Source organism: Pseudomonas sp. RA_15y_Pfl1_P11 (genome assembly GCF_963970975.1).
In the GTDB taxonomy this organism is placed as follows: domain Bacteria; phylum Pseudomonadota; class Gammaproteobacteria; order Pseudomonadales; family Pseudomonadaceae; genus Aquipseudomonas; species Aquipseudomonas tritici.
Map to the genome: position 1 here is coordinate 89,914 of NZ_CAXAOY010000008.1, position 26,732 is coordinate 116,645.

General features: G+C 63.2%; 14 protein-coding genes. 9 read left to right on the forward strand and 5 right to left on the reverse strand.

Annotation, left to right across the window (positions count from 1 at the left end; all coding sequences use genetic code 11):
* Positions 1-55 precede the first annotated feature (55 nt).
* Entirely contained in the window at positions 56-12,937 is a 12,882-nt protein-coding gene (locus AACY44_RS12725; protein WP_339530375.1) for a non-ribosomal peptide synthetase, read from the reverse strand.
* Positions 12,938-12,991: 54 nt separating this feature from the next.
* The gene (locus tag AACY44_RS12730; protein WP_339455456.1) at positions 12,992-13,744 is read right to left on the reverse strand and encodes a thioesterase II family protein; all 753 of its coding nucleotides are present in this window, start codon (positions 13,742-13,744) and stop codon (positions 12,992-12,994) included.
* Positions 13,745-14,046: 302 nt separating this feature from the next.
* On the opposite strand from AACY44_RS12730, the gene AACY44_RS12735 reads away from it, so the two are divergent.
* Positions 14,047-14,598: an RNA polymerase factor sigma-70 gene (locus AACY44_RS12735; protein ID WP_339427415.1), complete on the forward strand. Its 552-nt coding sequence runs from the start codon at positions 14,047-14,049 to the stop codon at positions 14,596-14,598.
* A gap of 68 nt (positions 14,599-14,666) precedes the next feature.
* Here the strand turns inward: AACY44_RS12735 and AACY44_RS12740 are convergent, their stop codons facing one another.
* Together AACY44_RS12740 and AACY44_RS12745 are read right to left on the reverse strand one after the other, a co-directional pair.
* The gene (locus AACY44_RS12740; RefSeq protein WP_339416564.1) at positions 14,667-15,455 is read right to left on the reverse strand and encodes a substrate-binding periplasmic protein; all 789 of its coding nucleotides are present in this window, start codon (positions 15,453-15,455) and stop codon (positions 14,667-14,669) included.
* Positions 15,456-15,548: 93 nt separating this feature from the next.
* On the reverse strand, positions 15,549-16,172 hold the full coding sequence (locus AACY44_RS12745; RefSeq protein WP_339416566.1) for a TetR/AcrR family transcriptional regulator: 624 nt from the start codon (positions 16,170-16,172) through the stop codon (positions 15,549-15,551).
* A gap of 153 nt (positions 16,173-16,325) precedes the next feature.
* Between AACY44_RS12745 and AACY44_RS12750 the strand changes: the two genes are divergently transcribed.
* From AACY44_RS12750 to ppnP, 8 genes are all read left to right on the forward strand, one after another.
* On the forward strand, positions 16,326-18,104 hold the full coding sequence (locus tag AACY44_RS12750) for an acyclic terpene utilization AtuA family protein (RefSeq protein ID WP_339530377.1): 1,779 nt from the start codon (positions 16,326-16,328) through the stop codon (positions 18,102-18,104).
* A 13-nt stretch (positions 18,105-18,117) separates the two neighbouring features.
* Positions 18,118-18,990, forward strand: coding sequence for an SDR family oxidoreductase (locus tag AACY44_RS12755; RefSeq protein WP_339416569.1), 873 nt, complete (start codon positions 18,118-18,120; stop codon positions 18,988-18,990).
* 3 nt (positions 18,991-18,993) lie between these two features.
* A complete protein-coding gene (atuC, locus tag AACY44_RS12760) occupies positions 18,994-20,610 on the forward strand; it encodes a geranyl-CoA carboxylase subunit beta (RefSeq protein ID WP_339416571.1) in 1,617 nt (538 codons plus the stop codon).
* Between the two features lie 44 nt (positions 20,611-20,654).
* The gene (gene atuD, locus AACY44_RS12765; protein ID WP_339416573.1) at positions 20,655-21,812 is read left to right on the forward strand and encodes a citronellyl-CoA dehydrogenase; all 1,158 of its coding nucleotides are present in this window, start codon (positions 20,655-20,657) and stop codon (positions 21,810-21,812) included.
* Positions 21,809-22,570: an enoyl-CoA hydratase/isomerase family protein gene (locus AACY44_RS12770; RefSeq protein ID WP_339427412.1), complete on the forward strand. Its 762-nt coding sequence runs from the start codon at positions 21,809-21,811 to the stop codon at positions 22,568-22,570. Before atuD ends, AACY44_RS12770 begins: the two co-directional genes overlap by 4 nt.
* A gap of 428 nt (positions 22,571-22,998) precedes the next feature.
* Positions 22,999-24,882 (forward strand): acetyl/propionyl/methylcrotonyl-CoA carboxylase subunit alpha, encoded by a 1,884-nt coding sequence (locus tag AACY44_RS12775; protein ID WP_339438364.1) that lies wholly within the window; start codon positions 22,999-23,001, stop codon positions 24,880-24,882.
* 73 nt (positions 24,883-24,955) lie between these two features.
* Positions 24,956-25,498: an exonuclease domain-containing protein gene (locus AACY44_RS12780; RefSeq protein ID WP_339416578.1), complete on the forward strand. Its 543-nt coding sequence runs from the start codon at positions 24,956-24,958 to the stop codon at positions 25,496-25,498.
* Positions 25,499-25,561: 63 nt separating this feature from the next.
* Positions 25,562-25,846: a pyrimidine/purine nucleoside phosphorylase gene (gene ppnP / locus AACY44_RS12785; RefSeq protein WP_339436299.1), complete on the forward strand. Its 285-nt coding sequence runs from the start codon at positions 25,562-25,564 to the stop codon at positions 25,844-25,846.
* A gap of 66 nt (positions 25,847-25,912) precedes the next feature.
* Here the strand turns inward: ppnP and AACY44_RS12790 are convergent, their stop codons facing one another.
* Complete coding sequence (locus AACY44_RS12790) at positions 25,913-26,719, reverse strand: MOSC domain-containing protein (protein WP_339427409.1); 807 nt, start codon at positions 26,717-26,719, stop codon at positions 25,913-25,915.
* Positions 26,720-26,732: the final 13 nt, after the last annotated feature.

Sequence of the window (26,732 nt, forward strand, 5' to 3'; positions counted from 1 at the left end):
TCGTGTGAGCCCACTAGCCTACTGTCAGATCTGACAGTTCTGACAAACGGCCCCCTCACAACCCCTCCAACTCCGCCATCAAATCACTCAACCGCTCCACCTTCTGCGCACTGATCTCATTCCCCGCCAGCCCTTCGATATATCCAGCCAACTCCGCCACCGTGCTGCACTCGAACATCGCCCTTAGCGGTACATCCCGCTGCAAGGTTTTCTGTACCCGCGAGGCAATCTGCGTCGCCAGCAACGAATGCCCGCCCAGTTCGAAGAAGTTGTCCTGCAGCCCGACCCGTTCGACTTTCAGCACCTCGGCCCAGATCGCGGCCAAGGTGGTTTCCAGTTCGTTGCGTGGCGCCAGGTAGTCCTGGCTGTGCAACTGGCCGATCTCCAGGGCCGGCAGGGCGTTGCGGTCAAGTTTGCCGTTGGCGTTGTGCGGCAGGCGGTCGAGCCACAGCCAGTGCAGCGGCACCATGTATTCCGGCAACTCGGCGCGCAGGCGTTGCTTGATGCGGTCGAGGCGTTCGCTTGGGTTGAGCGCTTCGTCTGCGGCAACGAGGTAGCCAACCAGATGCTTGCCGTTGACGCTCTCCTGCACGCCGACCGCCGCGTCGCGCACTTGCGGTTGCTCGTGCAGGCGCGCTTCGATTTCGCCCAGTTCGATACGGTAGCCGCGAATCTTCACTTGGTGGTCGATACGCCCGACGTATTCCAGCACGCCATCGCTGCGACGCCGCGCCAGGTCGCCGGTGCGGTAGAGGCGTTCGCCCGGTGCGCCGAAGGGGTTGGGCACAAAAACCGTGGCGGTGCGCAGCGGGTCGCCGACGTAACCGCGACCGACGCCCGTACCGGCGACGCACAACTCGCCCACAGCGCCTTGGGCCACCAACTCCAGTGCACCGTCCAACAGGTACAAACGGTTGTTGTCGGTGGGCGTACCAATCGGCAGGTAAGTGCCACGGGTAGACGCCAGGTCGACACGGTAGAACGCCACATCGTCCGAGCATTCCGCTGGGCCGTAGGCGTTCACCAAACCAATCTGCGGGTAACGCAGCAGCCATTGGTGCGCCAGCTCCGGCGGCATGGCTTCCCCGGTGGGTAGCATCCAGCGCAGGCCGTCCAGGCTGATAAGGTCCTGGGCCAGCATGCCCTGGATCAGGGACGGCACGCTTTCCAGCACGGTGATGCCTTGGGCCTGCACATGGGCGAGCAAGCCTTGGGGATCATGGGCAATCGTATTCGGCACGATATCCACCCGTGCGCCGAACAGCAGTGCAGCGAGGAATTGCCACACGGAAATATCGAAGCTCTGCGACGCAGTTTGCGCAATCACATCGGCATCGCTCAAGGCCAGGTACGGCACCTTGCTCAACTGGTTATTGAGCATGCCGCGCTGTTCGACCATCACGCCTTTGGGCAGGCCGGTGGAGCCCGAGGTGTAGATCACGTAGGCGAGGTTGTCCGGGGCGCTGTAGACACCTGGGTTTTCGCCACGCGCAGGGATTTCCTCCCACACCAGCAACTGGCAGTCGAAGCCTTCGAGCAACTCGATGGCCTGCTCGCGACTGGCCTCGGTGCACACCAGCAACGGTGTGCGGCTCAGGTCAAGAATGCGGCTCAGCCGCTGGCGCGGCAGGCCGGGGTCCAGCGGCAGGTAGCCGGCCCCCGCCTTGAAGCTGCCGATGATCATGCCGAGCAAATCAAGGTTACGCTCGGCCAGCAACGCCACCGGTTGATCAGCGCCCACGCCCGCCGCAATCAGCGCGTGGCCCAGGCCGTTACTGCGCCGGTTCAACTCGTCGTAGGTCCATTGCTGACCAAGGCAACTGGCGGCGACGCGCTGCGGATGCGCGGCCACCTGCGTTTCGAACAGCTCGACGTAGCTGCGCTCCAGCGGGTAGTCGTGTTCGCTCTGGTTGCAGCCCTCCACCAGGAACTCGCGCTCCTGCTCGCCAATCAGCGGCAGTTCAGCCATGTCGCCATGGAAGCCCTGCACCAGCGCCAGCAGCAGGCGCTTGAACTCGCCAAGCATGCCTTGCACGGTGGTTTCGTCGAAGTAACGCTGGTCATAGGACAGATGCAAACCGAGGTCGTCGCCCGGATAACACACGGCCGTCAGCGGGAAGTTGGTGTGGGTACGGCCGGAATCCGAGGTGGCATTCAGGCTTTGCGCGCGGTCCAGCACCGAGACGTCCACCGGGGCGTTTTCGAACACGAACAGGCTGTCGAACAGCGGCTGGCCCTTGGGCAATTCGCTGTGTTCCTGGATCGTCACCAGCGGCAGGTATTCGTACTCGCGCAGCTGCATATTGCTGTCGAGCAGGCCGCTCAACCACTGGCGCACGCTGCAACGCTGGTCATACTCGGGCAGTTTCACCCGCAGCGCGATGCTGTTGATGAACAGGCCAACGGTGCGTTGCATCTCTGGCATTTCCACCGGGCGGCCGGCCACAGTAACGCCAAACAGCACGTCACGATCCCCGCTCAAACGGCGCAGTACCAGGGCCCAGGCAGCCTGGGCGAAGGTATTGACGGTCAGTTGATGCGCCTGCGCCAGTTCGCGCAGTTGCGCACCGTCGCGGGCGTCGAGGCGGGTGTAGCAGTCGCCCACCACCATGGCGCCGCTGTGGCCCGCGTGCTCACGCAGGAACGGCCGGTCGCTCGGGATCGGCGTGGTGCGTTCGAAGCCTTGCAGGTTCTGCTGCCACCACTGGCGTGCCTCATTCAGGTTCTGGCGTTGCAGCCAGGCGATGTAGTCGCGGTAGCGCGGTGGCGTGGCCAGTTGCGCGTCGCGGCCTTCGCCGAGGGCCATGTAGATCTCGAAGAAGTCATTCATCAGCAACGAACGGCACCAGGCATCGATGAGGATGTGGTGGTTGCTCATCATGAACCAGTAACGCGCTTCGCCGACGCGGATCAGGCGCAGGTGGAACGGCGGCTGGTTGAGCAGATCGAAACCGGCTTCGCGCTCATGCTTGAGCAAGGCTTGCAGGCGCGGCTCCTGTTCGCTTTCCGGATCGCCGCTCCAGTCCAGGTACTCGACCGGCGTACTGCCCGGTTTGTGGATCACTTGCAGCATGTCTTCGCCAACGTTCCAGCAGAATGAGGCGCGCAAGGCTTCGTGGCGGGCGATCACCGCTTGCCAGGCCTGGGCAAAACGCTCCGGGTCCAACGCGCTGTTGATGCGGTAGCGGTCTTGCATGTAGTAAAGGCCGGTGCCCGGCTCCAGCAGGGTGTGCAGCAGCAGGCCCTCCTGCATCGGGGTCAGCGGGTAAACGTCTTCGATGGCACTGGCCGGTACCGGCAAGCTGTCGAGTTGTGACTGGGTCAGGTGCGCCAGCGGGAAGTCGGACGGCGTGAGGCCGCCGGCGGTGTCCTCAAGGCAATGCGCGACCAGGCTGTGCAGTTCGGCCAGATACGCATCGGCCAATTCGCGAATGGTGTGCTGATCAAAGCGCTCACGACTGAAAGTCCAGCGCAGCACCAGTTCGCCGCCGTACACCTGGCTGTCGACGCTCAACTCGTTGGGCAACGGCGCATCCGGATCATGGGCCAGGCCCGCGGACTCATCCAGCGGGTGGAACAGTGCATCAGCGCCAAAGCTCTGGTCGAACTGGCCGAGGTAGTTGAACGTGATCGGCGCGCTCGGCAGTGCGGCCATGGTCTGCTTGCACAGGTCATCCGCCAGGTAACGCAGCACGCCATAACCCAAGCCTTTATGCGGCACGGCACGCAGTTGTTCCTTGATCGCCTTGATGGAATCGCCCTGCCCGGCTTGCGGGGTGAGGCGCAATGGATAGGCACTGGTGAACCAGCCGACACTGCGGGTCAGGTCGACCTCATCGAACAGGGTTTCGCGGCCGTGGCCTTCCAGCTGGATCAGCGCCGAAGCGTGACCACTCCAGCGGCACAACACTCGCGCCAACGCGGTCAGCAGCAAGTCGTTGACCTGGGTGCGGTAGGTGCTCGGGGCCTGTTGCAGCAGTTGTCGGGTGTGTTCGGCATCCAGGCGCACGCTGACGGTGTCGGCGTCGCGGTTGCGCAGCAAACCTTGCGGGCGTGCCACCGGCAGTGCGGCCTGCGGGCCGGCCAGTTGGTGCTGCCAGACGCTCAGCTCTTCGCGCAGGGATTCGCTGCCGGCGTAGGCCTGCAAACGCGCGGCCCAGTCACGTAGCGCACTGGTCTTGGCTGGCAGGCTGACGGATTGGCCGTCGCTCAGTTGGCGGTAAACGCTTTGCAAGTCTTCGAGCAATACACGCCATGACACGCCGTCCACCACCAAGTGATGGATAGCGATCAACAGGCGCTGCTGGCCCTCGGGACCCTCCACGAGCAAGGCGCGCAGCAACGGGCCGTGTGCCAGGTCGAGGCTGCGCTGGGTGTCGCTGAACAGCGCAATGCACGCGTCCATGTCGCGCACTTGCGCCTGCATCAACACACCACCCTGCGGTACGGCGAGGTGTTCGGCGTGCCATTGCGCGTCGCGTCGGGTGAAGCTCAGGCGCAGGGCGTCGTGGTGTTCCAGTACCGCCAGCAGCGCTTGCTCAAGGCGGTGCGGGTCAAGCAGTTGCAGCGGTTTGAGCAGCAGCGCCTGGTTCCAGTGCTGACGCTGCGGGATCTCGGTGTCGAAGAACCAGTGCTGGATCGGCGTCAGGCCCGAGCTGCCCGTCAGCACGCCTTGCTCAGCGCTGATGTGCTCAGCGCGCGTGGCGACAGCGGCCAGGGTTTGCACGGTCTGGTGCTGGAACAAGTCGCGCGGGCTGAAGTGAATGCCCGCTTGCCGCGCACGGCTGACCACCTGGATCGACAGGATCGAGTCGCCGCCCCGTTCAAAGAAGTTATCGTCCAGACCGACTTGCTGCACATTCAGCACTGCGCACCAGATCGCCGCCAATGTGCTTTGCAGCTCATTGCGGGGCGCCACGTACTGTTGGCGATTGGCCTCAGGGTCGGGTTGCGGCAAGGCACGGCGGTCGAGTTTGCCGTTGGCGGTCAGCGGCATACTGTCCAGCACGATCAAGTGCGCGGGCACCATGTAGTCCGGCAGCTGCGCCTTGAGGTGGGCCTTGAGCGCGTCGCGCAACGCGCCGTGGTCTGCGTCGCTGACCAGGTACGCCACCAACTGTTTGCCGCTTGGCGAATCCAGCGCGAGCACCACCGCTTCGCGCACGCCGTCGTGCTCCAGCAGGCGGGTTTCGATCTCGCCCAGTTCAATACGGAAACCGCGAATCTTCACCTGATGGTCGATACGCCCCAGGTACTCCACCAGGCCATCAGCGCGCTGGCGCACCAGGTCGCCGGTGCGGTATAGCCGCCCACCGTGCGTAGCAAACGGATCCGCAACGAAGCGCTCCGCCGTCATGCCCGGGCGCTGGTGATACCCCTGGGCCAAACCGGCGCCGCCGACGTACAGCTCGCCGGTCGCACCTTGCGGCACCAACGCCAGATCGGCGTCGAGAATATAGGCCACGCGGTCACCGATGATGCTGCCGATTGGCACGCTTGCAGCGCCCTCCTCCAACTGTTCGGGCGCGAGGCTCGCCAGCGGCATCACTACGGTTTCGGTCGGGCCGTAGGCGTTGAAGAACATCTCGGGCTGGAACGCTGCGCGGATGCGCTGCAAATGCTCACCCGTCAGCGCTTCGCCGCCAGTGATGCACATGCGCACCGGCAAGGTCTGCTGCTGGGTCGCCAGCCACTGCGCCAGCTGGCTGCCGTAGCTCGGCGTGAAGCCCAGGACAGTGATGCGATGGGTGCGGATCAGCGCGCAGATTTCTTGCGCGTCCCACTGGCCCTGGGCACGCAATACCACCTGGGCCCCGCTGAGCAGCGGCACCAGCAAACGCTCGGTGGCGGCGTCGAAGTTGATCGAATAGAAGTGCAGTTCACAGTCGTCGGCGCGCATGCCGAAACGCGCGATCACCGCCGTGCAATGCATGGCGATTTCACCGTGGCACACCACCACGCCCTTGGGCTTGCCGGTGGAGCCGGAGGTGTAGATAAGGTACGCCTGGTGTTGCGGCAGGCTGATAAACGGCAACGCGTCGGACGGGTAGTTGGCAAGCAGCGGCGCGTCATCTTCCAGGCACCAGCGCGCCACGGTTGCAGGCAACTCGCCGAGGGCTTCAAACATCGCCGCATCGCTGAGCAGCAGGCCGATGCCGCTGTCTTCGATCATGTAGTGCAAGCGGTCCAGCGGGTATTCCGGGTCCAACGGCACGTAGGCGCCTCCGGCCTTGAGGATCGCCAGCAGGCCGATGACCATTTCCAGGGAACGCGGCAGCGCCAGGCCGACGCGCACCTGCGGGCCGACGCCACGCTCGCGCAGCATCCAGGCCAGGCGGTTAGCGCGGGCATCGAGCTCACGATAGCTGAGGCTAACGCCGGCAAAGGTCAGCGCCGGTGCATCGCCACGGGCTGCCGCTTGCTGGCTGAACAGTTGATGAATGCACTGATCAAGGCGGTGCTCGCCTGCTTCGGCGCCCAGGCTGTCCTGCAACGCGTGCTGTTCGGCGGCCGTCAGTAACGGCAACTCGCTGAGGCGCCGCTGCGGATTGGCGATCAAGGCTTCCAGCAGGTTGCGCCAATGTCCGGCCATACGCGCAATACGCGGTTCGTCGAACAGGTCGGTGCTGTAGGTCAGGCAGCAACCCAGGCGATGGTCGAGGTCGGTGACTTCCAGATTGAGGTCGAACTTGGTCGCGCGGGCATCGTTGGCCAGGTACTCGACAGTCATGCCGGCCAGTTGGCGGCTTTGCTGGAACTCCCAGCGCTGCACGTTGCACATCACCTGGAACAGCGGGTTGTACGCCGCACTGCGCGGTGGTTGCAGGGCTTCCACCAGGTGGTCGAACGGCAGGTCTTGATGGGACTGGCCTTCGATCACCGTATGGCGCACGTGCTCAAACAGTTCAGCGACGTTCATCTGCCCATTGAGCTGGCAACGCAGCACCTGGGTGTTGAGGAACGCGCCGATCAGCCCTTCGCTTTCCGGGCGAATACGGTTGGCGACGGGGGCGCCGATGCGCAGGTCGGTCTGGCCGCTGTAGCGGTAGAGCAACACGGCCAGGGTGGCGGTCATGGTCATGAACAGGGTCAGGCCGCGCTCGGCATTGAAGGCACGCACGCGGGCGGCCAGGTCATCGCTGAGGTCGAAGCGATACAGTTCACCCTGGTGGCTTTGCACCGGTGGGCGTGGGCGGTCGCCGGGCAGTTCCAGCAGCGGATGTTCAGTGCCCAGTTGCGCGGTCCAGTAGTCGAGTTGGCGCTGACGCTCGCCGGACTCCAGCCACTGACGCTGCCACACGCTGTAATCCAGGTATTGAACCGGCAACGGCGCCAGCGGCGATTCGCGCTCGTCGATAAAGGCTTCGTACAGCGCGCTGAGTTCACGGGCAAAGATGTCCATGGCCCAGCCTTCGGTGACGATGTGGTGCAGGGTCAGCACCAGGTAGTGTTCCTGCTCGCCAGCCTTGACCAGGCAGGCACGCAGCAACGGCCCGGTTTCCAGGTTGAACGGCGTGTGCGCTTCATGATCAGCCAACTGCTGCAGACGCTGCTGGCGCTCGGTTTCGTTCTGGCCTGAGAAATCCCGCCAATCCATGCGCAAGCCGGTCTGCGGCGAGACCTTTTGATAGGCCACGCCGTCGACGCTCGGGAAGGTGGTGCGCAAAGTTTCGTGACGCATGATCAAGGCCTGCAACGCCGCTTCGAAACGCCCCACATCGAGCACGCCACGCAAGCGCGCCATGCCGCCGACGTTGTAGGCCGGGCTGTCTGGCTCCATCTGCCACAGGAACCACATGCGCTGCTGGGAATAGGACAACGGCACCGGTTGGCTGCGGTCGACCTTAGCAATAGCCGTCTGCTGGTTGCGTAGGCCCGACGCCTGGATCAGCCCGACCTGCTCGGCAAACGCGCCCAGCTCACTGGCTTCAAACAAGGTGCGCAACGGCAACTCGACGTCACACGCCTGGCGGGTGCGCGAGATGATTTGCGTGGCCAGCAACGAGTGGCCGCCGAGGGCGAAGAAGTCATCGCCCAGGCCGATTTTCGGCCGTCCGAGGACTTCGCGCCAGATAGCTGCGATCTGCTGCTGCAAGGGGGTTTCGGGTTCAATGTGCTCACGGGTTTGCCACACCGGCTCCGGCAACGCGCGACGGTCCAGCTTGCCGCTGGGGCTCAGGGGCATGGCGTCGAGGCGCATCAACAGCGCGGGCACCATGTACTCCGGCAGCTCGGCGGCCAGGGCGGTTTTCACCTGCTGTTCGTCCAGCGCGACATGGGCGGTGTAGTAGCCGATCAACTGCGTGTCACGCACCAGCACCACGGCTTGGGCGATGCCGTTCAGGGCCAGCATGCGCGCTTCGATTTCTTCCGGCTCCACGCGGAAACCGCGTAGCTTGACCTGCTGGTCGAGACGGCCCAGGTACTCAAGCACACCCTCGGCGCTCCAACGGACGCGGTCGCCGGTGCGATAAAGGCGCGCCCCCGAGTGGTCGGCGACAAAACGCTCAGCCGTCAACCCGGCGCGCCCCAGGTAACCCCGGGCCAGGCCGATACCGCCGATGCACAGTTCACCCGGCACACCCAGCGGCACGGGGTTGAGCTGATCGTCCAGCACGCGGCAGATCACATTGCCCAGCGGGCGGCCAATCGGCGAGCGCTCGCCGTCCTCCGCGCGGCAGTGCCAGTGGGTCACGTTGATCGCGGTTTCGGTGGGGCCATAACGGTTGTGCAATTGCACCGCCGGTAGCTGCGCCAGGACGCGGTTGCGCAGCTCGGCGGGCAAGGCTTCGCCACCGGAGAACAGGCGACGCAGGCTGGTGCATTCGGCGGCCAGCGGTTCGTCGATAAACAGCTGCAGCAGCGGCGGCACAAAGTGCAACGTGGTCACGCCGTGTTCCCGCACCAACTGCGCGATACGGTGCGGGTCGCGATGCTCGCCAGGGCCGGCCAGCACCAGGCGGCAACCGGTGATCAGCGGCCAGAAGCATTCCCACACCGACACGTCAAAACTGATCGGTGCCTTTTGCATCAGCACATCGGTGTCATTCAGTTGATAGGTGGCCTGCATCCACTGCAAGCGTTCGGCCAGGGCCGCATGGGTATTGCCCACGCCTTTGGGCTGGCCGGTGGAGCCAGAGGTGTAGATCACGTAGGCGAGGTTATCGCCGTGCAGGTGCAGGCCAGGCGGCTGGGTCGGCCAGCTGTCGAGGTGCAGGCTGTCCATTGCAATCACGCAGACGCCGCAGGCAACTGGCACGTGGTCCAGCAACGTGGTCTGGGTCAGCAGCAGATGCACGCCGCTGTCCTCCAGCATGTAGGCCAGGCGCTCGGCGGGGTAATCCGGGTCCAGCGGCACATAGGCGCCGCCGGCCTTGATGATCGCCAGCAGGCCGATCAGCAGTTGCGGCGAACGCTCGGCGGCGATCGCCACGCACACGTCCGGGCCGACACCCTTGTCACGCAGGTAGTGAGCCAGGCGATTGGCCTGAGTGTGCAATTGGGCGAAGGTCAGGCTGCTGCCCTGCCAGACCAGCGCGGTGCTGTCCGAGGTGTGTCTGTTGAGCAGCTCCGGCAGCCATTGCTGGGCGGGCGCGCACGGCGTTTCACTCCACGGTTGCTGCTCGTCTTCCGGCATCAGCTTGAGGTCGCCGATGGCTTGCTGCGGCTGGTCACACGCGGCTTGCAACAGGTTGATGAAGTGCTCGGCCAGGCGCTGGATGGTCGCGCTGTCAAACACTTCGTCGGCGTAGTCGAACGACAGGCTCAGGCGCCCGTTACGGTCTTCTTCGCTGTGCAGTTGCAGGTCGAACTTGGCTTCGCGGCTGTGCCATGGCAGCTCGTCGGCGAGCATGCCCGGCAGACGGCGCAAGGCGCTGAGGTCGCGTTGCTGGTGGTTGAACATGACCTGGAACAGACCCTGCCCGCGCGCTTGCGGGAAGGCTTCCAGCAGTTGTTCGAACGGCAGGTCCTGATGGGCCTGGGCGCTCAACGCAGCTTGGCGAGTCGCGGCCAACAGTTCGTTGAACGGCAAACAAGCGTCCAGCTCGGCACGCATGACCTGCGTGTTGATGAAAAAGCCGACCAGGCCTTGGGTTTCCTGGCGCGGACGGTTGGCGTTGGGCACGCCGATGCGGATGTCACGCTGACCGCTGTAGCGGTAGAGCAGGCTCTGGAATGCTGCCAGTAACACCATGAACGGGGTGGATTGGTTGGCCTGGGCGGTCTGGCGAATCGCCTCGCTGAGGTGCACGCTAGTTCGTACGGTATGACGCGAAGCGCTGTTCCGGTGTTGCGCCGAGCGCGGGTGGTCGGTAGCCAGGCTCAAGGTTGGATGTTCTTCACCGAGTTGCGCTTTCCAATACGCCAATTGGCGCTGACCTTCGCCTTCGGCCAGCCACTGGCGCTGCCAGCGGCCGTAGTCGGCGTATTGCAGGGCCAGCGGCGGCAGCTCAAGGGTTTCGCCCTGGGTTGCGGCGGCGTACAGGCGTGAGAATTCGTCGATGAGGATATTCAGCGACCAGCCATCCGCGATGATGTGGTGCAGCGTCACCAGCAACTGGTGATCTGCATCGTCCAGGCGTACCAGGGTCACCCACAGCAGCGGGCCTTTTTCCAGGTCGAACTGGGTGCGCGCTTCGTCTTCGCGAATCCGTTGCGCGCGGGTGTCGCGCTCGGCCACGGGCAGGTCGCTGAGGTCGATGACTTGCAACTCGAAATCCGCTTTGGCATCGATGCGCTGGAAGGCCTGGCCGTCGCGTTCGTAGAAGCGGGTGCGCAGGGCTTCGTGGCGCTGGACCAGTTGCTGGAAGCTCAAGCGCACGGCGTCTTCATCCAGCTCGCCGCGCAGGCGCAGGGCGCCGGGGATGGTGTAGGCGCTGCTGTGCGGGTCCAGTTGCCAAGTGATCCACAGGCGGTTTTGCGCAAGGGATTGGGGCAGGTCTTCCTGGCGTGACAGGGGTTGGATGGCGCCTTGGGCAACGCCGCCATCCTGTTGCAACTGCGCAACGTTGGCGGCAAAGCCTTCCAGGGTTGGCGCTTCGAACAGCATGCGCAGGTTCAGCTCCAGGCCCAGTGTTTCACGCAGGCGCGCGACCACCTGGGTGGCGGTGATGGAGTTGCCGCCGAGCAGGAAGAAATGGTCATCGGCCGCGACCGTCGCGACGTGCAGTTGTTCGCACCAGATCGCGGCGATCTGGTTTTGCAGTTCGGAGTCCAACGCTGCCTCGCTGACCTGCACGTGCAGATCAGGAAACTGCGCATAGCTGTCGAGGCTGCCATCGACATACCGCAGCGCACACGCCGCACGTTGCACCTTGCCGCTGGAGGTCTTCGGCAAGGCACCCGGGTTGAGCAGCACCACCACGCTCGGCGCCTCCTGATACGCCTCGGCGACGGCTTGGCGGATCGCCTTGATCAGCGCGTCGGACGGCAGGATTTTCTGCACGCTGCGGCTGATTTCGGCGGCAATGCCGATGCCTTCCAGGCCTTGGTCATTCACTGCGAATGCCGCGACCCGGCCTTTGCGTACGACTTCCACTTCGCGCTCGATGGTCTGTTCGATGTCCTGCGGGTACAGGTTATGGCCGCGCACGATCAGCAAGTCTTTCAGGCGGCCGGTGATGTACACCTCGCCTTCGCGGATAAAGCCCAGGTCGCCGGTACGCAACCAGGTACGGCCGGCGTGTTGCACGAAGGCAGTGGCGGTGGCCACGGGGTTGCGCCAGTAGCCGTGGGCGATGCTCGGGCCGGTGGCCCAGAGCTCACCGACCTCATTCTCGGCCAGTTCGGTAAGGGTGTGCGGGTCGGCGATCAGCACCGCGTGTTCGGGTTGGCTGGTGCCGCAACTCATGATCGCACTGCCCTGCCCCGGCTCGGCACGGTTGGCAGCCAATGCCTGCTCGTCGACGCGCAGCGCCGGGATGCCATGGCCGCGAATGCCACCCGCGACAAACAGGGTCGCTTCGGCCAGGCCGTAGGACGCGAAGAAATTATTCGGGGTAAAACCGCAGGCCGCGAACTTCTCGGCGAAACGTTCCAGGGTGTCGAGGCGGATCGGTTCGGAGCCGGAATAGGCCACGCGCCACTGGCGCAAGTCCAGGCGTTCCAATGCCGACTCGCTGACCCGCTCGCTGCACAGGCGGTAGGCGAAATCCGGGCCGCCGCTGATAGTGCCGCCGTATTCACTGATCGCTTCCAGCCAGCGCAATGGCCGACCGAGGAAGTACGCCGGCGACATCAACACGCAGGGCACGCCGCTGAAGATCGGTTGCAGGAGGCCGCCGATCAGGCCCATGTCGTGGTACAGCGGCAGCCAGCTGACGATCACGTCATCCGGGTTGAGGTCGATGCCAAAGCCGCGACGGATCAGCACTTCGTTGGCCACCAGGTTGCCATGGCTGACTTGCACGCCCTTGGGCAATGCGGTGGAGCCGGAGGTGTATTGCAGGAACGCGATGTCGTCGGGGTGCAGGTCGGGGGCGATCCAAGTGCCGGCACTCTGCAAGGTATCGACGCTCAATACCATTGGCGCGTTTTCGATCTGTGCCAGGCCATCGGCGAGGCTGGCGATGGTCAGCAGCAGGCGCGGCTCGGCATCGCTGATGATCGAGAGCAGGCGTTCCTGATGGTGGCGACGGGTCGACTCCGGCGGGTAAGCCGGCACCGCAATGACGCCGGCGTACAGGCAACCAAAGAACGCCGCGACGTAATCCGGGCCGCTGGGGAACAACAGCACCGCACGGTCGCCCAGGTCCGCATTGGCTTGCAAGGCTGCGGCGATGGTGCGGGCGCGCAGGTCCAGGTCGCGGTAACTGAGCACAACGCTGTGCTCGGCCGACTCAGCGAGGAAGCGCAGAGCGACCTGGTCCGGCGTCTGCACGGCGCGACGTTGAAGGGACTGGACCAGCGTTAGGGGAAGTTCGAAGGCGTCCATCATGGGGTTCCTGCCTGAAATCGGCTTGCGGGAAATTCGGGAATGGGGGGGGGGCTTTTAGCCGGTGGCCAGTTGCCGCGCCGCGCCATTGCGCCAGCGGGCCAGGTGTTCGTCGGCGTAGCGCCGCACGCAGCGCAGCACGGCGCTTTCATGTTGGATGAGGAAGAAGTGGTGGCCGTCGAACATGTCCAGGGAAAAGCCACTGGCGGCGTCGAGTTGCCAGTCGAGCAACTGGTCGGCGCGCACGCTGTCCTGTTTGCCGCCAAACACATGAATCGGCATGCCCAGCGGCGCCCGCTCGCCATAGGTAAAACTGCCGCACAAGAGAAAATCGGCGCGCAGGATTGGCAGCATCAACTGCATCAACTCGGGGTTGGCCAGGGCTTCTTCGGCGGTGCCTTGCAGCTCGCGCAGGCGGGCGATCAGTTGTTCGTCGGTCTTTTCGATGGCGTATTCGCTGACGTCGCGGCGTGCCGGCCCGGCTGTACCGGAGGCGAACAGCGCCAACGGCGCAGGCACATCGCGTGCATTCAGCGCGTGGGCCAGTTCGAAGGCGAGCAGGCCGCCGAGGCTGTGGCCGAACAAGGCATAAGGGCCATTCAAGTCGCGGCTGATTTCATCCGCAAGCTGTGCGGCCAAGGCTTTGATATCGCGCTGCAAAGGTTCATCCATGCGCATGCCACGCCCGGGTAACTCCAGCGGGCACACGTGCAACCAGTCCGGCAGGGCCCGGCGCCAGCGCGCGTAAACCATGGCGCTGGCGCCCGAATGAGGCAGGCAGAACAGGCGCAGTCGAGCCGGCGTACTCATCAGGCGACGACTCCAAACTGAAACACGCTGTGCACACGATGCAAACCCATCTCGTCCTCCTGCGGGTGTTGATCCCTGGTCGTTTTACTAACGGACCTGTCACCCAGAAGAACGGACGGCGCCGGCAAATAATTAGTCGTCGGGTACAAGCGAGACGCGGTTCACACCTAACAAGAACGCATAAGATTAGTTCGCCTTCTCATTTGACAATCATTATCATTCATCATAATTTGTTGCCCGATGTGTAGGAGGCCTCAGCAAGGACGCCCTCCCCTAACCTCTTTTGCGACAAGGTGATTTCCATGACGGAACAAGTATCCACAGGCAGGTGCAACTCACCGCTTCTCCAGGCGTTCGTCGATAATCGACTGATTCTGGTGAAGATTGCGGCACGTATTACCGGGTGCCGCTCCCGGGCCGAAGACGTAGTGCAGGATGCCTACTTCCGCCTGCAGTCGGCGCCGACGATCACCTCATCGTTCAAGGCCCAGCTCAGCTATCTGTTCCAGATCGTGCGCAACCTGGCGATAGATCACTACCGCAAGCAGGCCCTGGAGCTCAAATACTCAGGCACCGAAGAGGAAGGCTTGAATGTGGTCATTCACGGCGCTTCAACGGAAACCTCGCACATCAATTTCAACACCCTGGAAAACATCGCCGACGCCCTGACGGAGTTGCCGCAGCGCACCCGCTACGCGTTCGAGATGTACCGCCTGCATGGCGTGCCGCAAAAGGATATCGCCAAGGAACTCGGCGTATCGCCGACCTTGGTGAATTTCATGATTCGGGATGCGCTGGTGCATTGCCGCAAGGTGTCGGGCAACCACAGCGATACGTTTGCGCGGCGGGTCTGACAGCGCCGCTGTAAACAATGTGGGAGCTGGCAAGCCAGCTCCCACAGTTTTGATCTGCGTTGCGCCTGTCAGGGTATCGGCATGACATCAATCCGATACGGCTCGAAAATCTTCAACATCTCGCCATTTTCGCGCAAGCGCTTGAGCAACGCGGAAAACGCTTGCCCCGTGATCGGCGCTTTGGGGCGCAGCAACGCGTAGTGGTGATACACCTGGTCGATACGCTCTGACACCAGGAACTGCCCGGCCATGTCCGCATTGCGCACCATGAAATCACTCAGGTACGAACGGGTCACCAAGGCGATGTCGGCCCGCCCGCGCGCGACCATCAACAGGTTGCTGTCATGGGAGTAGGTCAACGTGGCGTTGAAGTGCTCTGCCATGTACTTGGGATCGGGGTTGAAGTTTGCGAAGGCGTAGTGGTAACCGCTGAAGACCGCCAAATGCTTGCCGTTCAGGTCAGCGAAATAGGCCTGATCGCGACCGGGCTCACGTTGGGCGACGAAAATTTCCGCGTCTTCCAGGCCCATGTCGACTGTTGTGTGGGTGATCTCCTGCCAGCCCCAGTCGGGGTTTTCGAAGATGGCCATATCAATCCGACCCTGCTCGAAATCGCGAAAACGTCGAGGAATTGAGGTGGGCACCAGCACAAATTGATAGTCGGTCTGCGAGGCGTTCAAGGCCTCGACCAGTTGCGGCAGCAAACCGGTGTCAGCGCCCTGCTCCGGACGCACGGTGTACGGCGGGAAATGCGCCGCGCCAATCCTTACCAATTGGGCAGCCGAAGCCGGCATACACCACGCGGTGCCCACTGCCCAAAAAGTTAGTCCTGCAGCCAGCCGCCATGGCGAAAACATCAAGGCACACACCGTTCAACACTCTGATGGCGATAAGCTAGGCGTTTTTGTCTGGCGAGACAACTTTTCACCGGCAAATTAATGCCTTGCACCTTAATCGGCTTTCAAAACCATCAGCATGGCTTCTTCGGCCAATTGCTCGAGCGTCATGCTGCCCTCGGCGCGGAACCAAGTGGTGGTCCAGGACAAAGCGCCGGTCAGAAAGCGCCGGGTGATAAACACATCGCCACGGATATAGCCGGCGTCCTTGGCCTCGCCCAGTACTTGCAGCCACAGCGCCTCGTACACATCGCGCAGGGCCAACACCTCAGCCTGGCCTTCAGCCGACAGCGAGCGCCATTCATATACCAGCACCGCCATCGCCTCGCCGCTGCCGCCCATGATCGACTGCAATTCGCAGCGGATCAGCGCCAACACACGTTCGCGTACGTCGGTAGCTTCCTCAAGAGAAGCGCGCATCATCGCGGTGTTGTAGTGGATGGTTTCTTCCATCACTGCGCGCAGGATCTCGTCCTTGCTCTTGAAGTGATGAAAGATGCTGCCGGACTGGATGCCCACTGCGCTGGCCAGGTCGCGCACGGTGGTGCGCTCGAAACCCTTGTTGCGAAACAGGTGGGCCGCCGTTTGCAGCAGCTTGCCACGAGCGCTTTCGGGGTCGGTCAATTGGCCGCCGTCGATCATGGTGCGCATCACCCGCAGGGCTTTATGCTCATCCATGCCTCTCTCCTCTACTTCCACGGACGTCTTGGCCGGCAATTTAGGCCGTGACGGCCACCCAAGCAAGCGCTTGGCTAAAACTTGTGAACGGAGTTTACAAACCAAGCGCTTGCTTGGTAGGCTCGCTAGCAGCCATTCGAGGAAGGATTTCTCATGAGCAAGACGGTTCGTATCGGCTGCGCCAGCGCCTTCTGGGGCGACACCTGTACCGCTGCCGCGCAGTTGGTGCACGGCGGTGAGCTGGATTACCTGGTCTTCGACTACCTGGCGGAAGTCACGATGTCGATCCTGGCCGGTGCGCGGATGAAAGATCCCCAGGCCGGCTACGCGACGGATTTTGTCGAGGTGCTCACGCCGTTGCTGGGCGATATCCAACGCCAGGGCGTCCGTGTGATCAGCAACGCTGGCGGCATCAACCCCCAGGCCTGCGCCGCCGCTCTGCAAGCAGCCTGTGACAAGGCGGGCGTTGAACTGAACATCGCCGTGCTACTGGGCGATGACCTGCAACCCCAGCTCAAGCAGCTGCACGGCATCACCGATATGTTCAATGGCGCACCGCTACCGCCGATGTGCCTGTCCGCCAATGCCTACCTCGGCGCACCGGGCATTGCACAGGCGCTGGCATTGGGCGCGGACATCGTCATTACCGGCCGCGTGGTGGACAGCGCGGTGGTCAGCGCGGCGTTGGTGCATGAGTTCAACTGGTCCTGGCAGGATTACGACCGCCTCGCCCAGGCCGCACTGGCCGGGCATATCATCGAATGCGGCGCGCAGTGCACCGGCGGCAATTTTACCGATTGGCGCGCGGTACCGGACTACGAGCACATCGGTTTTCCTATCGTAGACGTCAGCGACGACGGCCAGTTTATTGTGAGTAAAGTCGACGGCAGCGGTGGGCTGATCAGCGAACTCAGCGTGGCCGAACAGTTGCTGTATGAAATCGGCGATCCGCATGCCTACCTGCTACCGGATGTAATCTGCGATTTCAGCCAGGTCAAATTGCAGCAGCAAGGTAAGAACCAGGTACGCCTGCATGGCGCCAAGGGCTCGCCCCCAACCGCCCAGTACAAAGTCAGCGCCACCTACCCGGAGGGTTTTCGCTGCACCGCCAGTTGCCTGATCGCCGGGATCGATGCGGTGGCCAAGGCCGAACGGGTCGGCCAGGCGATCATCAACAAAACCTCGGAGCTGTTCAGCCAACGCGGCTGGGCGCCCTATACCGAGGTGAATATGGAACTGCTGGGCAGCGAAGCGACTTATGGCGCCCATGCGATGCGCCAGGACTGCCGCGAAGTGGTGGTGAAATTGGCGGTGCGACACCCCAGTAAACAGGCGCTGGTGCTGTTCGCCCGCGAGATTGCCCAGGCAGCCACCGGCATGGCGCCAGGGCTGACCGGCATCGTCGGCGGGCGGCCAACGGTGTATCCGCTGATTCGGCTGTTTTCGTTCTTGATCGACAAATCCGTTTGCGAACTGGAAATCGACCTCCGGAGCGGACGCCACACCTGCGCACTGCCGATTGCCAACGCCCCTACCCTGCACGCTGCGCCGATCGCCCCACCCAAACCCCAAGGCCTTGCCGACGCCAGCGTGCCCTTGGTGAAACTGGCCGTGGCGCGCTCCGGCGACAAGGGTAACCACAGCAATATCGGCGTGATCGCCCGCGATCCCGACTACCTGCCGTGGATCGCCGAAGCGCTGACCCCGCAGGTGATTGTCGATTGGATGGGCCACGTACTGGATCCCGTTCATGCCCGCGTCGAGCGCTGGTATTTGCCCGGCAGCCACAGCCTCAACTTTTTGCTGGAAAACGCACTCGGTGGTGGCGGCATCGCCAGCCTGCGCATTGACCCGCAAGGTAAAGCCTTCGCCCAGCAACTGCTGGAAATCCCGATTGCGGTGCCGCAGCACATAGCCGATCAACTTGTATAACAGGAGCGTTGCCGTGGCCTTCGACTCGATCTTCAAAGCCGACCTGTTCCAGGGGCAGACCGTGATTGTCACCGGCGGTGGCAGCGGGATTGGCCGTTGCACTGCACACGAATTGGCAGCCTTGGGCGCCCAGGTGATTATGGTGGGACGCAAGCCGGAAAAGCTGCAAGCGGTCGCAGCGGAAATCGCTGAAGACGGTGGCATCGCTCATTGGCAGGCCTGCGACATTCGTGATGAAGAAGCCGTGAAGACGCTGGTCAGCCAGATCCTGAACGAACACGGCGAGGTCCACGGCTTGGTAAACAACGCCGGCGGCCAGTACCCGTCACCGTTGGCCTCGATCAACCAGAAAGGCTTTGAAACCGTGCTGCGCACCAACCTGGTCGGCGGTTTCCTGATGGCCCGTGAAGTGTTCAACCAATCCATGAGCAAGCATGGTGGTGCCATCGTCAACATGCTCGCGGACATGTGGGGCGGCATGCCCGGCATGGGCCACTCGGGCGCGGCGCGCGCCGGCATGGACAACTTCACCAAGACCGCCGCCGTTGAGTGGGGTTGTGCCGGCGTGCGAGTCAACGCCGTCGCGCCGGGCTGGATCGCTTCCAGCGGCATGGACACCTACGAAGGCGCCTTCAAGGCAGTGATTCCAACCCTGCGCGAACATGTGCCGCTCAAGCGCATCGGCACCGAGTCGGAAGTCAGCGCGGCCATTGTCTTCCTGCTCAGCCCCGCCGCCGCCTTTATCAGCGGTAGCACCCTGCGCATCGACGGCGCCGCCAGCCTCGGCAGCCGCGCCTGGCCGTTGCACAAGGCGCAACCGCCGAGCGAACCGTTCAACGGCTTCCACCGCGCCTACCTGCCGGATGTGCTCAAGGCGGAGAAATAAGCCATGCCAGTGATTGAATCCCTGATCGATACCCACAGCCCACCGTTCGCGCAGAACCGCGAAGCCATGCTCGCCGCCATCGCTCACGTGCGCGAACTGGAACACACCCTGCTGAGCAAGGCACAGGACGCCAAGCCCAAGTTCGACAAGCGCAGCCAACTGCTGCCCCGCGAGCGCCTCAACCTTTTGCTGGACCCCGGCGCGCCGTTTCTGGAGCTGGCCAGCCTGGCCGGCTACAAGCTGCACGACGACAAGGACGGCAGCGCCGCCGGCGGTGGGTTGATCGCCGGGATCGGCTACGTCAGCGGCGTGCGCATGCTGGTGGTGGCCAATAACAGCGCGATCAAGGGCGGCACCATCTCCCCCACGGGCTTGAAGAAATCCCTGCGCCTGCAACAGATCGCCATGGAGAACAAACTGCCGGTGGTGACCCTCGCCGAGAGCGGCGGTGCCAACCTCAACTATGCCGCCGAGATTTTCGTCGAGGGCGCGCGCAGCTTTGCCAATCAGGCGCGCATGTCGGCCATGGGCTTGCCGCAGATCACCGTGGTGCATGGCTCGGCCACGGCGGGCGGTGCGTATCAGCCGGGGCTGTCGGATTACGTGGTGGTGGTGCGCGGCCGGGCCAAACTGTTCCTCGCCGGCCCGCCGCTGCTTAAAGCCGCGACCGGCGAAGTGGCGACCGATGAAGAACTGGGCGGCGCCGAGATGCACGCACAAACGGCCGGCACCGCCGAATACTTGGCGGAAAATGACGCCGATGGCGTTCGCATCGCACGTGAGATTGTCAGCCTGTTGCCTTGGGACGATCGCCTGCCGCTGGCGCCGAAACGCGCCTTCGCAGACCCGCTGTACCCCATCGAAGAACTGCTGGGCCTGATCCCCGATGACCCGAAAAAACCCTACGACGTGCGCGAAATCCTCGCGCGCCTGGCAGACGGCTCGCAGTTCCTCGAATTCAAAGGCGAGTTCGACGCCCACACCCTCTGCGGCCACCTGCACATCCAGGGCCGCGCCGTCGGTGTGATCGGCAACAACGGCCCCATCACGCCGAAGGGCGCGAGCAAGGCCGCGCAATTCATCCAGCTCTGCGACCAAAGCCGCACACCGCTGCTGTTCCTTCACAACACCACCGGTTTCATGGTGGGCACCGAGTCGGAACAACAAGGTGTGATCAAACACGGCGCAAAGATGATCCAGGCGGTGGCCAATGCCCGCGTGCCTAAACTCACGGTGGTGGTGGGCGGCTCTTATGGCGCCGGCAACTACGCGATGTGCGGCCGCGGCCTGGACCCGCGCTTTATCTTCGCCTGGCCCAACAGCCGCACGGCGGTCATGGGTGGCGCGCAGGCAGGCAAGGTGCTGCGGATTGTCACCGAGGCCAAGCAGTTGAAGGACGGCCTGGTGCCGGACCCCAAGGTGCTGGATATGTTGGAGCAGGTCACCGCGCAGAAGCTCGACAGCCAGTCCACCGCGCTGTACGGCAGCGCCAACCTGTGGGACGACGGGCTGATTGATCCACGGGATACGCGGACCTTGCTGGGCTTTTTGCTGGATACCTGCCACGAGGCCGAGGTGCGTGAGTTGCAAGCCAATACTTTCGGTGTAGCGCGTCTCTAAATTTCGCCGGGACGCTGCGCGTCGCGATCAGGAGAACAAGAAAAATGATCTTCACCCAGGAACACCAGGAACTGCGCCGCACCGTGCGTGCCTTCGTCGACCGCGAGATCAACCCCCATGTGGATGAATGGGAAAAAGCCGGCCGCTTTCCCATCCACGAGATCTTCCGCAAGGCTGGCGACCTCGGCCTGCTGGGCATTTCCAAACCGGAGACATTCGGCGGCATGGGCCTGGACTACAGCTACTCTATCGTCGCCGCCGAAGAGTTCGGCACCATCCGTTGCGGCGGTATCCCCATGTCCATCGGCGTGCAAACCGACATGTGCACCCCCGCCCTCGCCCGCTTCGGCTCCGATGAACTGCGCGACGAATTCCTCCGCCCGGCCATCAGCGGCGAACAGGTCGGCTGCATCGGCGTCTCGGAAACCGGCGCCGGTTCCGACGTGGCCGGGCTCAAGACCCATGCGCGCAAAGACGGCGACGACTACGTGATCAACGGCAGCAAAATGTGGATCACCAACTCGCCCAGCGCCGATTTCATCTGCCTGCTGGCCAACACCTCCGACGACAAACCGCACATCAACAAATCACTGATCATGCTGGCGATGAACACCCCCGGCATCAGCGTCAGCCCGCCCCTGGAAAAACTCGGCATGCACAGCTCCGAGACCGCGCAGGTGTTTTTCGACAACGTGCGCGTACCCCAGCGCAACCGCATCGGCCACGAAGGCGCAGGCTTCATGATGCAGATGCTGCAGTTCCAGGAAGAGCGCCTGTTTGGCGCGGCCAATATGATCAAGGGCCTGGAACATTGCATCGACAGCACCATCGACTACTGCAAAGAACGCCAGACCTTCGGCAAGGCGCTGATCGACAACCAAGTCATCCACTTTCGCCTGGCCGAACTGTCCACCGAAATCGAATGCTTGCGCGCGTTGGTCTACCAGGCCACCGAGCAATACATCAAAGGCCAGGACGTAACGCGCCTGGCCTCCATGGCCAAGCTCAAGGCCGGGCGTCTGGGCCGCGAAGTCAGCGACAGTTGCCTGCAATACTGGGGCGGCATGGGCTTTATGTGGGACAACCCGGTAGCGCGCGCATACCGCGATGTGCGGCTGGTGTCGATTGGCGGCGGCGCCGACGAAATCATGCTGGGCATCATCTGCAAACTGATGGGCACCCTGCCGGGCAAAAAATCATGAATACCTTGCTGCTGGAACCGCACAACGGCGTGCTGCACATCACCCTCAACCGACCGGAAAGCCGCAATGCGATGAGCCTGGAGATGGTCAACGAACTGCGCGCCGTAGTGGCACAACTGGACGGCCAGGTGCGCGCGCTGGTAATCAGCGGCGCGGGCGGACATTTCTGCGCCGGGGCCGATGTGAAGGACCTAGTCACTGCGGACAACCAACTACAGGCGCTGAATCGAGCGTTTGGCACGTTACTGCAAGAAGTGGAAGCGGTGCCGCAAGTAGTGATCGTGGTGCTGCAAGGCGCGGTGCTGGGCGGTGGGTTCGGGCTGGCGTGTGTGAGTGATATTGCGATTGCGGACCACCAGGCGCAATTCGGATTGCCGGAGACCAGCCTGGGATTGTTGCCGGCGCAAATCGCACCGTTTGTGGTCAAGCGCATTGGCCTGACCCAAGCGCGGCGACTGGCGCTGACGGCGGCGCGGTTTGATGGTGTGGAAGCGCAGCGGCTGGGCGTCGTGCACTTCACCGAGCGCGACCCGCAGGCGTTGGCAGAGCGCTTGGATGAGGTATTGGGGCAAGTGCTGCGGTGCGCGCCGGGGGCGAATGGGCGGACCAAATCCCTGATGCTGGCCAGTGTCGATGAGCCGCTTGAGGCTGTGCTGGATCGAGGCGCGCAGTGGTTTGCCGAGGCGGTGAGGAGCGAGGAAGGGATTGAGGGGACGCAGGCGTTTGTGCAGAAGCGCAAGCCGGGGTGGTGCAGATAACGCCTTCGCAGCGGTGCGGCGATCCGACAAGCCAGCTCCCACAGGGGAATGCATTCCAAATGTGGGAGCCTGGTTCAACCCAGCCCCCACAACTGCGCTTTTGATCTACACCACTCAGGCCGGCTGTCAGGCCGCCGTGCTTTTGATTTTGATCTCAGGCGCCCCGTCAAACACGCTGGCCGAACGCAGGCTTTGGAGCGTGGGTAACCCGGCAGGACGCCGGGTTAGCCGCGCTGGGCCAAGGAGGGCCCATCGCGGCGGCCCACGCTCCAAAGCCTTCGTTCGGGCACACCGAGCCTAGGCGAGGTGCCGAGTGTTGGGGCGAAGGCCTTTTGGTTACTTTTGGGCCTTTCCAAAAGTGACCCGCTGTAAGAGCGGAACCAATTGTGGCCGTTACCTAAATAACGGATATGTACCCGGAGCAGAAAATGCCAAAGTTCACCAAAATCCTGATCGCCAACCGCGGCGAAATCGCCTGCCGCATCCAACGCACCGCCCAAGCCCTGGGCTACCGCACGGTCGCGGTCTACAGCGACGCCGACACCCAAGCCCTACACGTCCAAATGGCCGACGAAGCCGTCCACATCGGCCCCTCCCCAGTCCACCAGTCGTACCTGAACATAGAAACCATCATAAACGCCGCCAAACGCACAGGCGCCGACGCCATCCACCCCGGCTACGGCTTCCTCTCCGAAAACCCCCATTTCGCCCGCGCCTGCCAACACGCCAACCTGACCTTCATCGGCCCCAGCGTCGAGGCCATCGAACTGATGGGCAGCAAACGCCAATCCAAACTCGCCATGCTCGAAGCCGGCGTCCCGTGCATCGCCGGCTACCAAGGCAGCGCACAGGACGACACCACCCTGCAGCAACAAGCCGAGCGCATCGGTTACCCTCTCATGATCAAAGCCAGCGCCGGCGGCGGCGGTCGCGGCATGCGCCTGGTGCACCACCCAAAAGACCTGTTGAACAACCTGCACAGCGCCCGCTCCGAAGCCAAAAATGCCTTCGGCAGTGACGAACTGATCCTCGAACAAGCCCTGATCGACCCACGGCACGTCGAAATCCAACTGTTCGGCGACAGCCACGGCAACCTGATCTACCTCGGCGAACGCGACTGCTCGATCCAACGCCGCCACCAGAAAGTCATCGAAGAAGCCCCCTGCCCCGTCATGACCCAAGCACTGCGCCAAGCCATGGGCGAAGCCGCCCTGAAGGCCGGGCGTGCGGTGAATTACGTCGGTGCGGGCACCGTGGAATTCCTGCTTGACCGCCACGGCCAGTTCTACTTCTTGGAGATGAACACCCGTCTGCAGGTGGAGCACCCGGTAACCGAGCTGATCACCGGGCTGGACCTGGTGGATTGGCAATTGCAGATCGCCGCCGGCCAAACGCTGCCGCTGACACAAGCCGACGTCACCCTGGGTGGCCACGCCATGGAAGTGCGCCTGTACGCCGAAGACCCGGCGCAGGGCTTCCTGCCGCAAACCGGCGAAGTGCTGCGCTGGGAACCGGCCGTGGGCGTGCGCATCGATCATGGCGTGGTGGAAGGCCAGCGCATCAGCCCGTTCTACGACCCGATGCTGGGCAAGATCATCGCCCATGGCGCCACACGTGAAGAGGCGCGGCGCAAACTGCTGCGGGCGGTTGAAGACACCCTGTTGCTAGGGGTCGCGACCAATCGGCAACTGTTGGCCGATATGCTCAAGCACCCGGACTTTATCGCAGGGAATTTCAGCACCGGATTTATCGCAGAACACTTCAACGAAGTCCTGCCCCAGTCCGCATCAAAAGACCAACTCGCCCTGGCCGCCGCGCTGTTTTACACACACAGCGCCGACCAGCATCCTCAAGCCCTGGCGGGATGGCGCAACACCGCCAGCGCCCCCTGCACCTATCGCCTTGAAATCAATGGCGAAATCCACACCGTCAGCGCTGACCCGCTGCCACTCACCACCGACGGACGCTACGCCACCGTGGTACTCAACGGCATCCGCCGCCGCGTTGCCTATCACCTTGACGGCAACCAACTGTGGCTACCCGGCCTCACGGTGACTAACCGCAGCCAGCAAGTCGCCGGCCGCCAGGCCGACGCCAGCAGTGGCACAGTCAAGGCACCGATGGACGGCGCCATCGTCGATGTGCGGGTTTGCGCTGGCGACAACGTGACCAAAGGCCAACTGCTGCTGGTGCTCGAAGCCATGAAAATGGAGCATCCACTGACCGCCGGCATCGACGGCGTGATCAAGGGCGTGCAGGTAATTGCCGGAGATCAAGTGCGCAATCGTCAGGTTTTACTGGAGATCGAATAGCCCCTAGGCGGAACTACACGGCCGGGCTACGCTCTATCCCCAACAGAAAAGGAAGAGTACGGGAACCTGCGCGATGCCTCATTGGCTGATTATTGACCTTGAAGCCACAACGGATGAAGGCGGCTGGCCCGTGACGGAGATGGAAGTCATCGAGATCGGCGCGAGCCTGGTCAACCGCCAGGGGCGCGAGCTGGATCATTTCCAGCGCTTTGTACGCCCGCTGCGCCGGCCATTGCTGACGCCATTCTGTCGCCAGCTGACGCACATTACCCAGGCAAACATCGATGGCGCGGCGCCGTTCACCGAGGTGTGGCCGCTGTTCGAACGCTGGCTCGGCCAGCATCAGCCGCGCCTGGAAGGCTGGGCCAGTTGGGGCGATTACGATCGCAAGCAGCTGGAGCTGGAGTGGCAGCGCCATGGCTTGGCCAGCGCGCTCGCCAACACGCCCCATGTAAACCTCAAGCAGCGCTTCGCCAAGGCCCGACGCCTGGACAAGCCGCCGGGCCTCAACGGCGCCCTGCAATTGGCGGGCATGCAGTTCCATGGCCAGCAGCATCGGGCGTTGGAGGATGCGCGCAATACGGCGCGCCTGTTACCGCTGATTCTGCCGGCCTAGGCAGCTCCCCTGCCCTTGGGCATACTGGCCGACCTTTCCAGACCCTTTTCCGAGGAATCGCCCATGTTTAAAGTCAACGAGTACTTCGACGGCACCGTCAAGTCGATCGCTTTCGGCACTGCAGAAGGTCCGGCGACCATCGGCGTAATGGCCCCGGGTGAATACGAGTTCGGTACGGCGCAGCGTGAAATCATGCACGTGGTCTCTGGCGCCCTGACCGTCAAACTGCCTGACGCCAACGGCTGGGAAACCTTTGCTGCCGGCAGCCAGTTCAACGTACCGGCCAACAGCAAGTTCCAGCTCAAGGTCGCCGTGGACACCGCTTATCTGTGCGAATACCGCGGGTAAGGGTTTTCCAAGGCTCAAAAAAATGCCCGTCTCCTGCGAGACGGGCATTTTTTATGGGCGGGTGAATCACTCGAGAAGGGTCACCGGCATTCCAATCTCGAGCCGCCCAATGCCGTCATTGACTAGGTTCTGGCCGAAAATCGCGCCATCCTCAGTCTTGCGATAAGTCTCCAGCGTTGCAAAAGGCTCGCGGTCGGCGCTGCGTTCGCCGGTGTGCGGGTCGATGGTGGTAAGAATGCAGCGCGAGCACGGCTTGACCGCACGGAACTCCACATCGCCAATACGCAGGCGTTTCCAGCCGTCTTCGGCGAAGGCTTCGCTGCCTTCGATCACGAGGTTGGGACGAAAGCGCAGCATTTCCATGGGGCGGCCGATGCGTTGCGAGAGGTCGTCCAGGGAGGCCTGGCTGATCACGAGCAAGGGGTAACCGTCGGCAAACGCGACCTGGTCATCGTCCTTGCCGTAACCGGCCTGGGTGGTACGGGCGCGTTCCAGGGGGATGTGTACCAGTCGCGTCGGTTTGCCGATAAAGTCACTGACCCAGGCAGCCGCCGCGTCGCCTGCGTCCGGCACACGCAGGGTGTCCCGCCAGATAGTCACACCACGCAACTCGTCGTCGCTGGCCGGCAGCGCCACGTCCAGCGGCGTGTAGCCAGGCGAACTCAGGGTGAGGCCACCGCGGCTGTTCCAGAGCGCCGACAGTTGGCTCATCTTAGCCACGGCGCGCTGTGTGAGGAAACGCCCACTGGCTTCATCCACCAGCATCCAGCGTCGATCCCCGTCCACACCGAGTTTATCCAGGCCGACCTGTTGCAGTATTTCGGCCTTGCCAGACTTCAAAGGGTAACGGTACAACGCGCTGAGACGAAGCATGGGCCTGCATTCC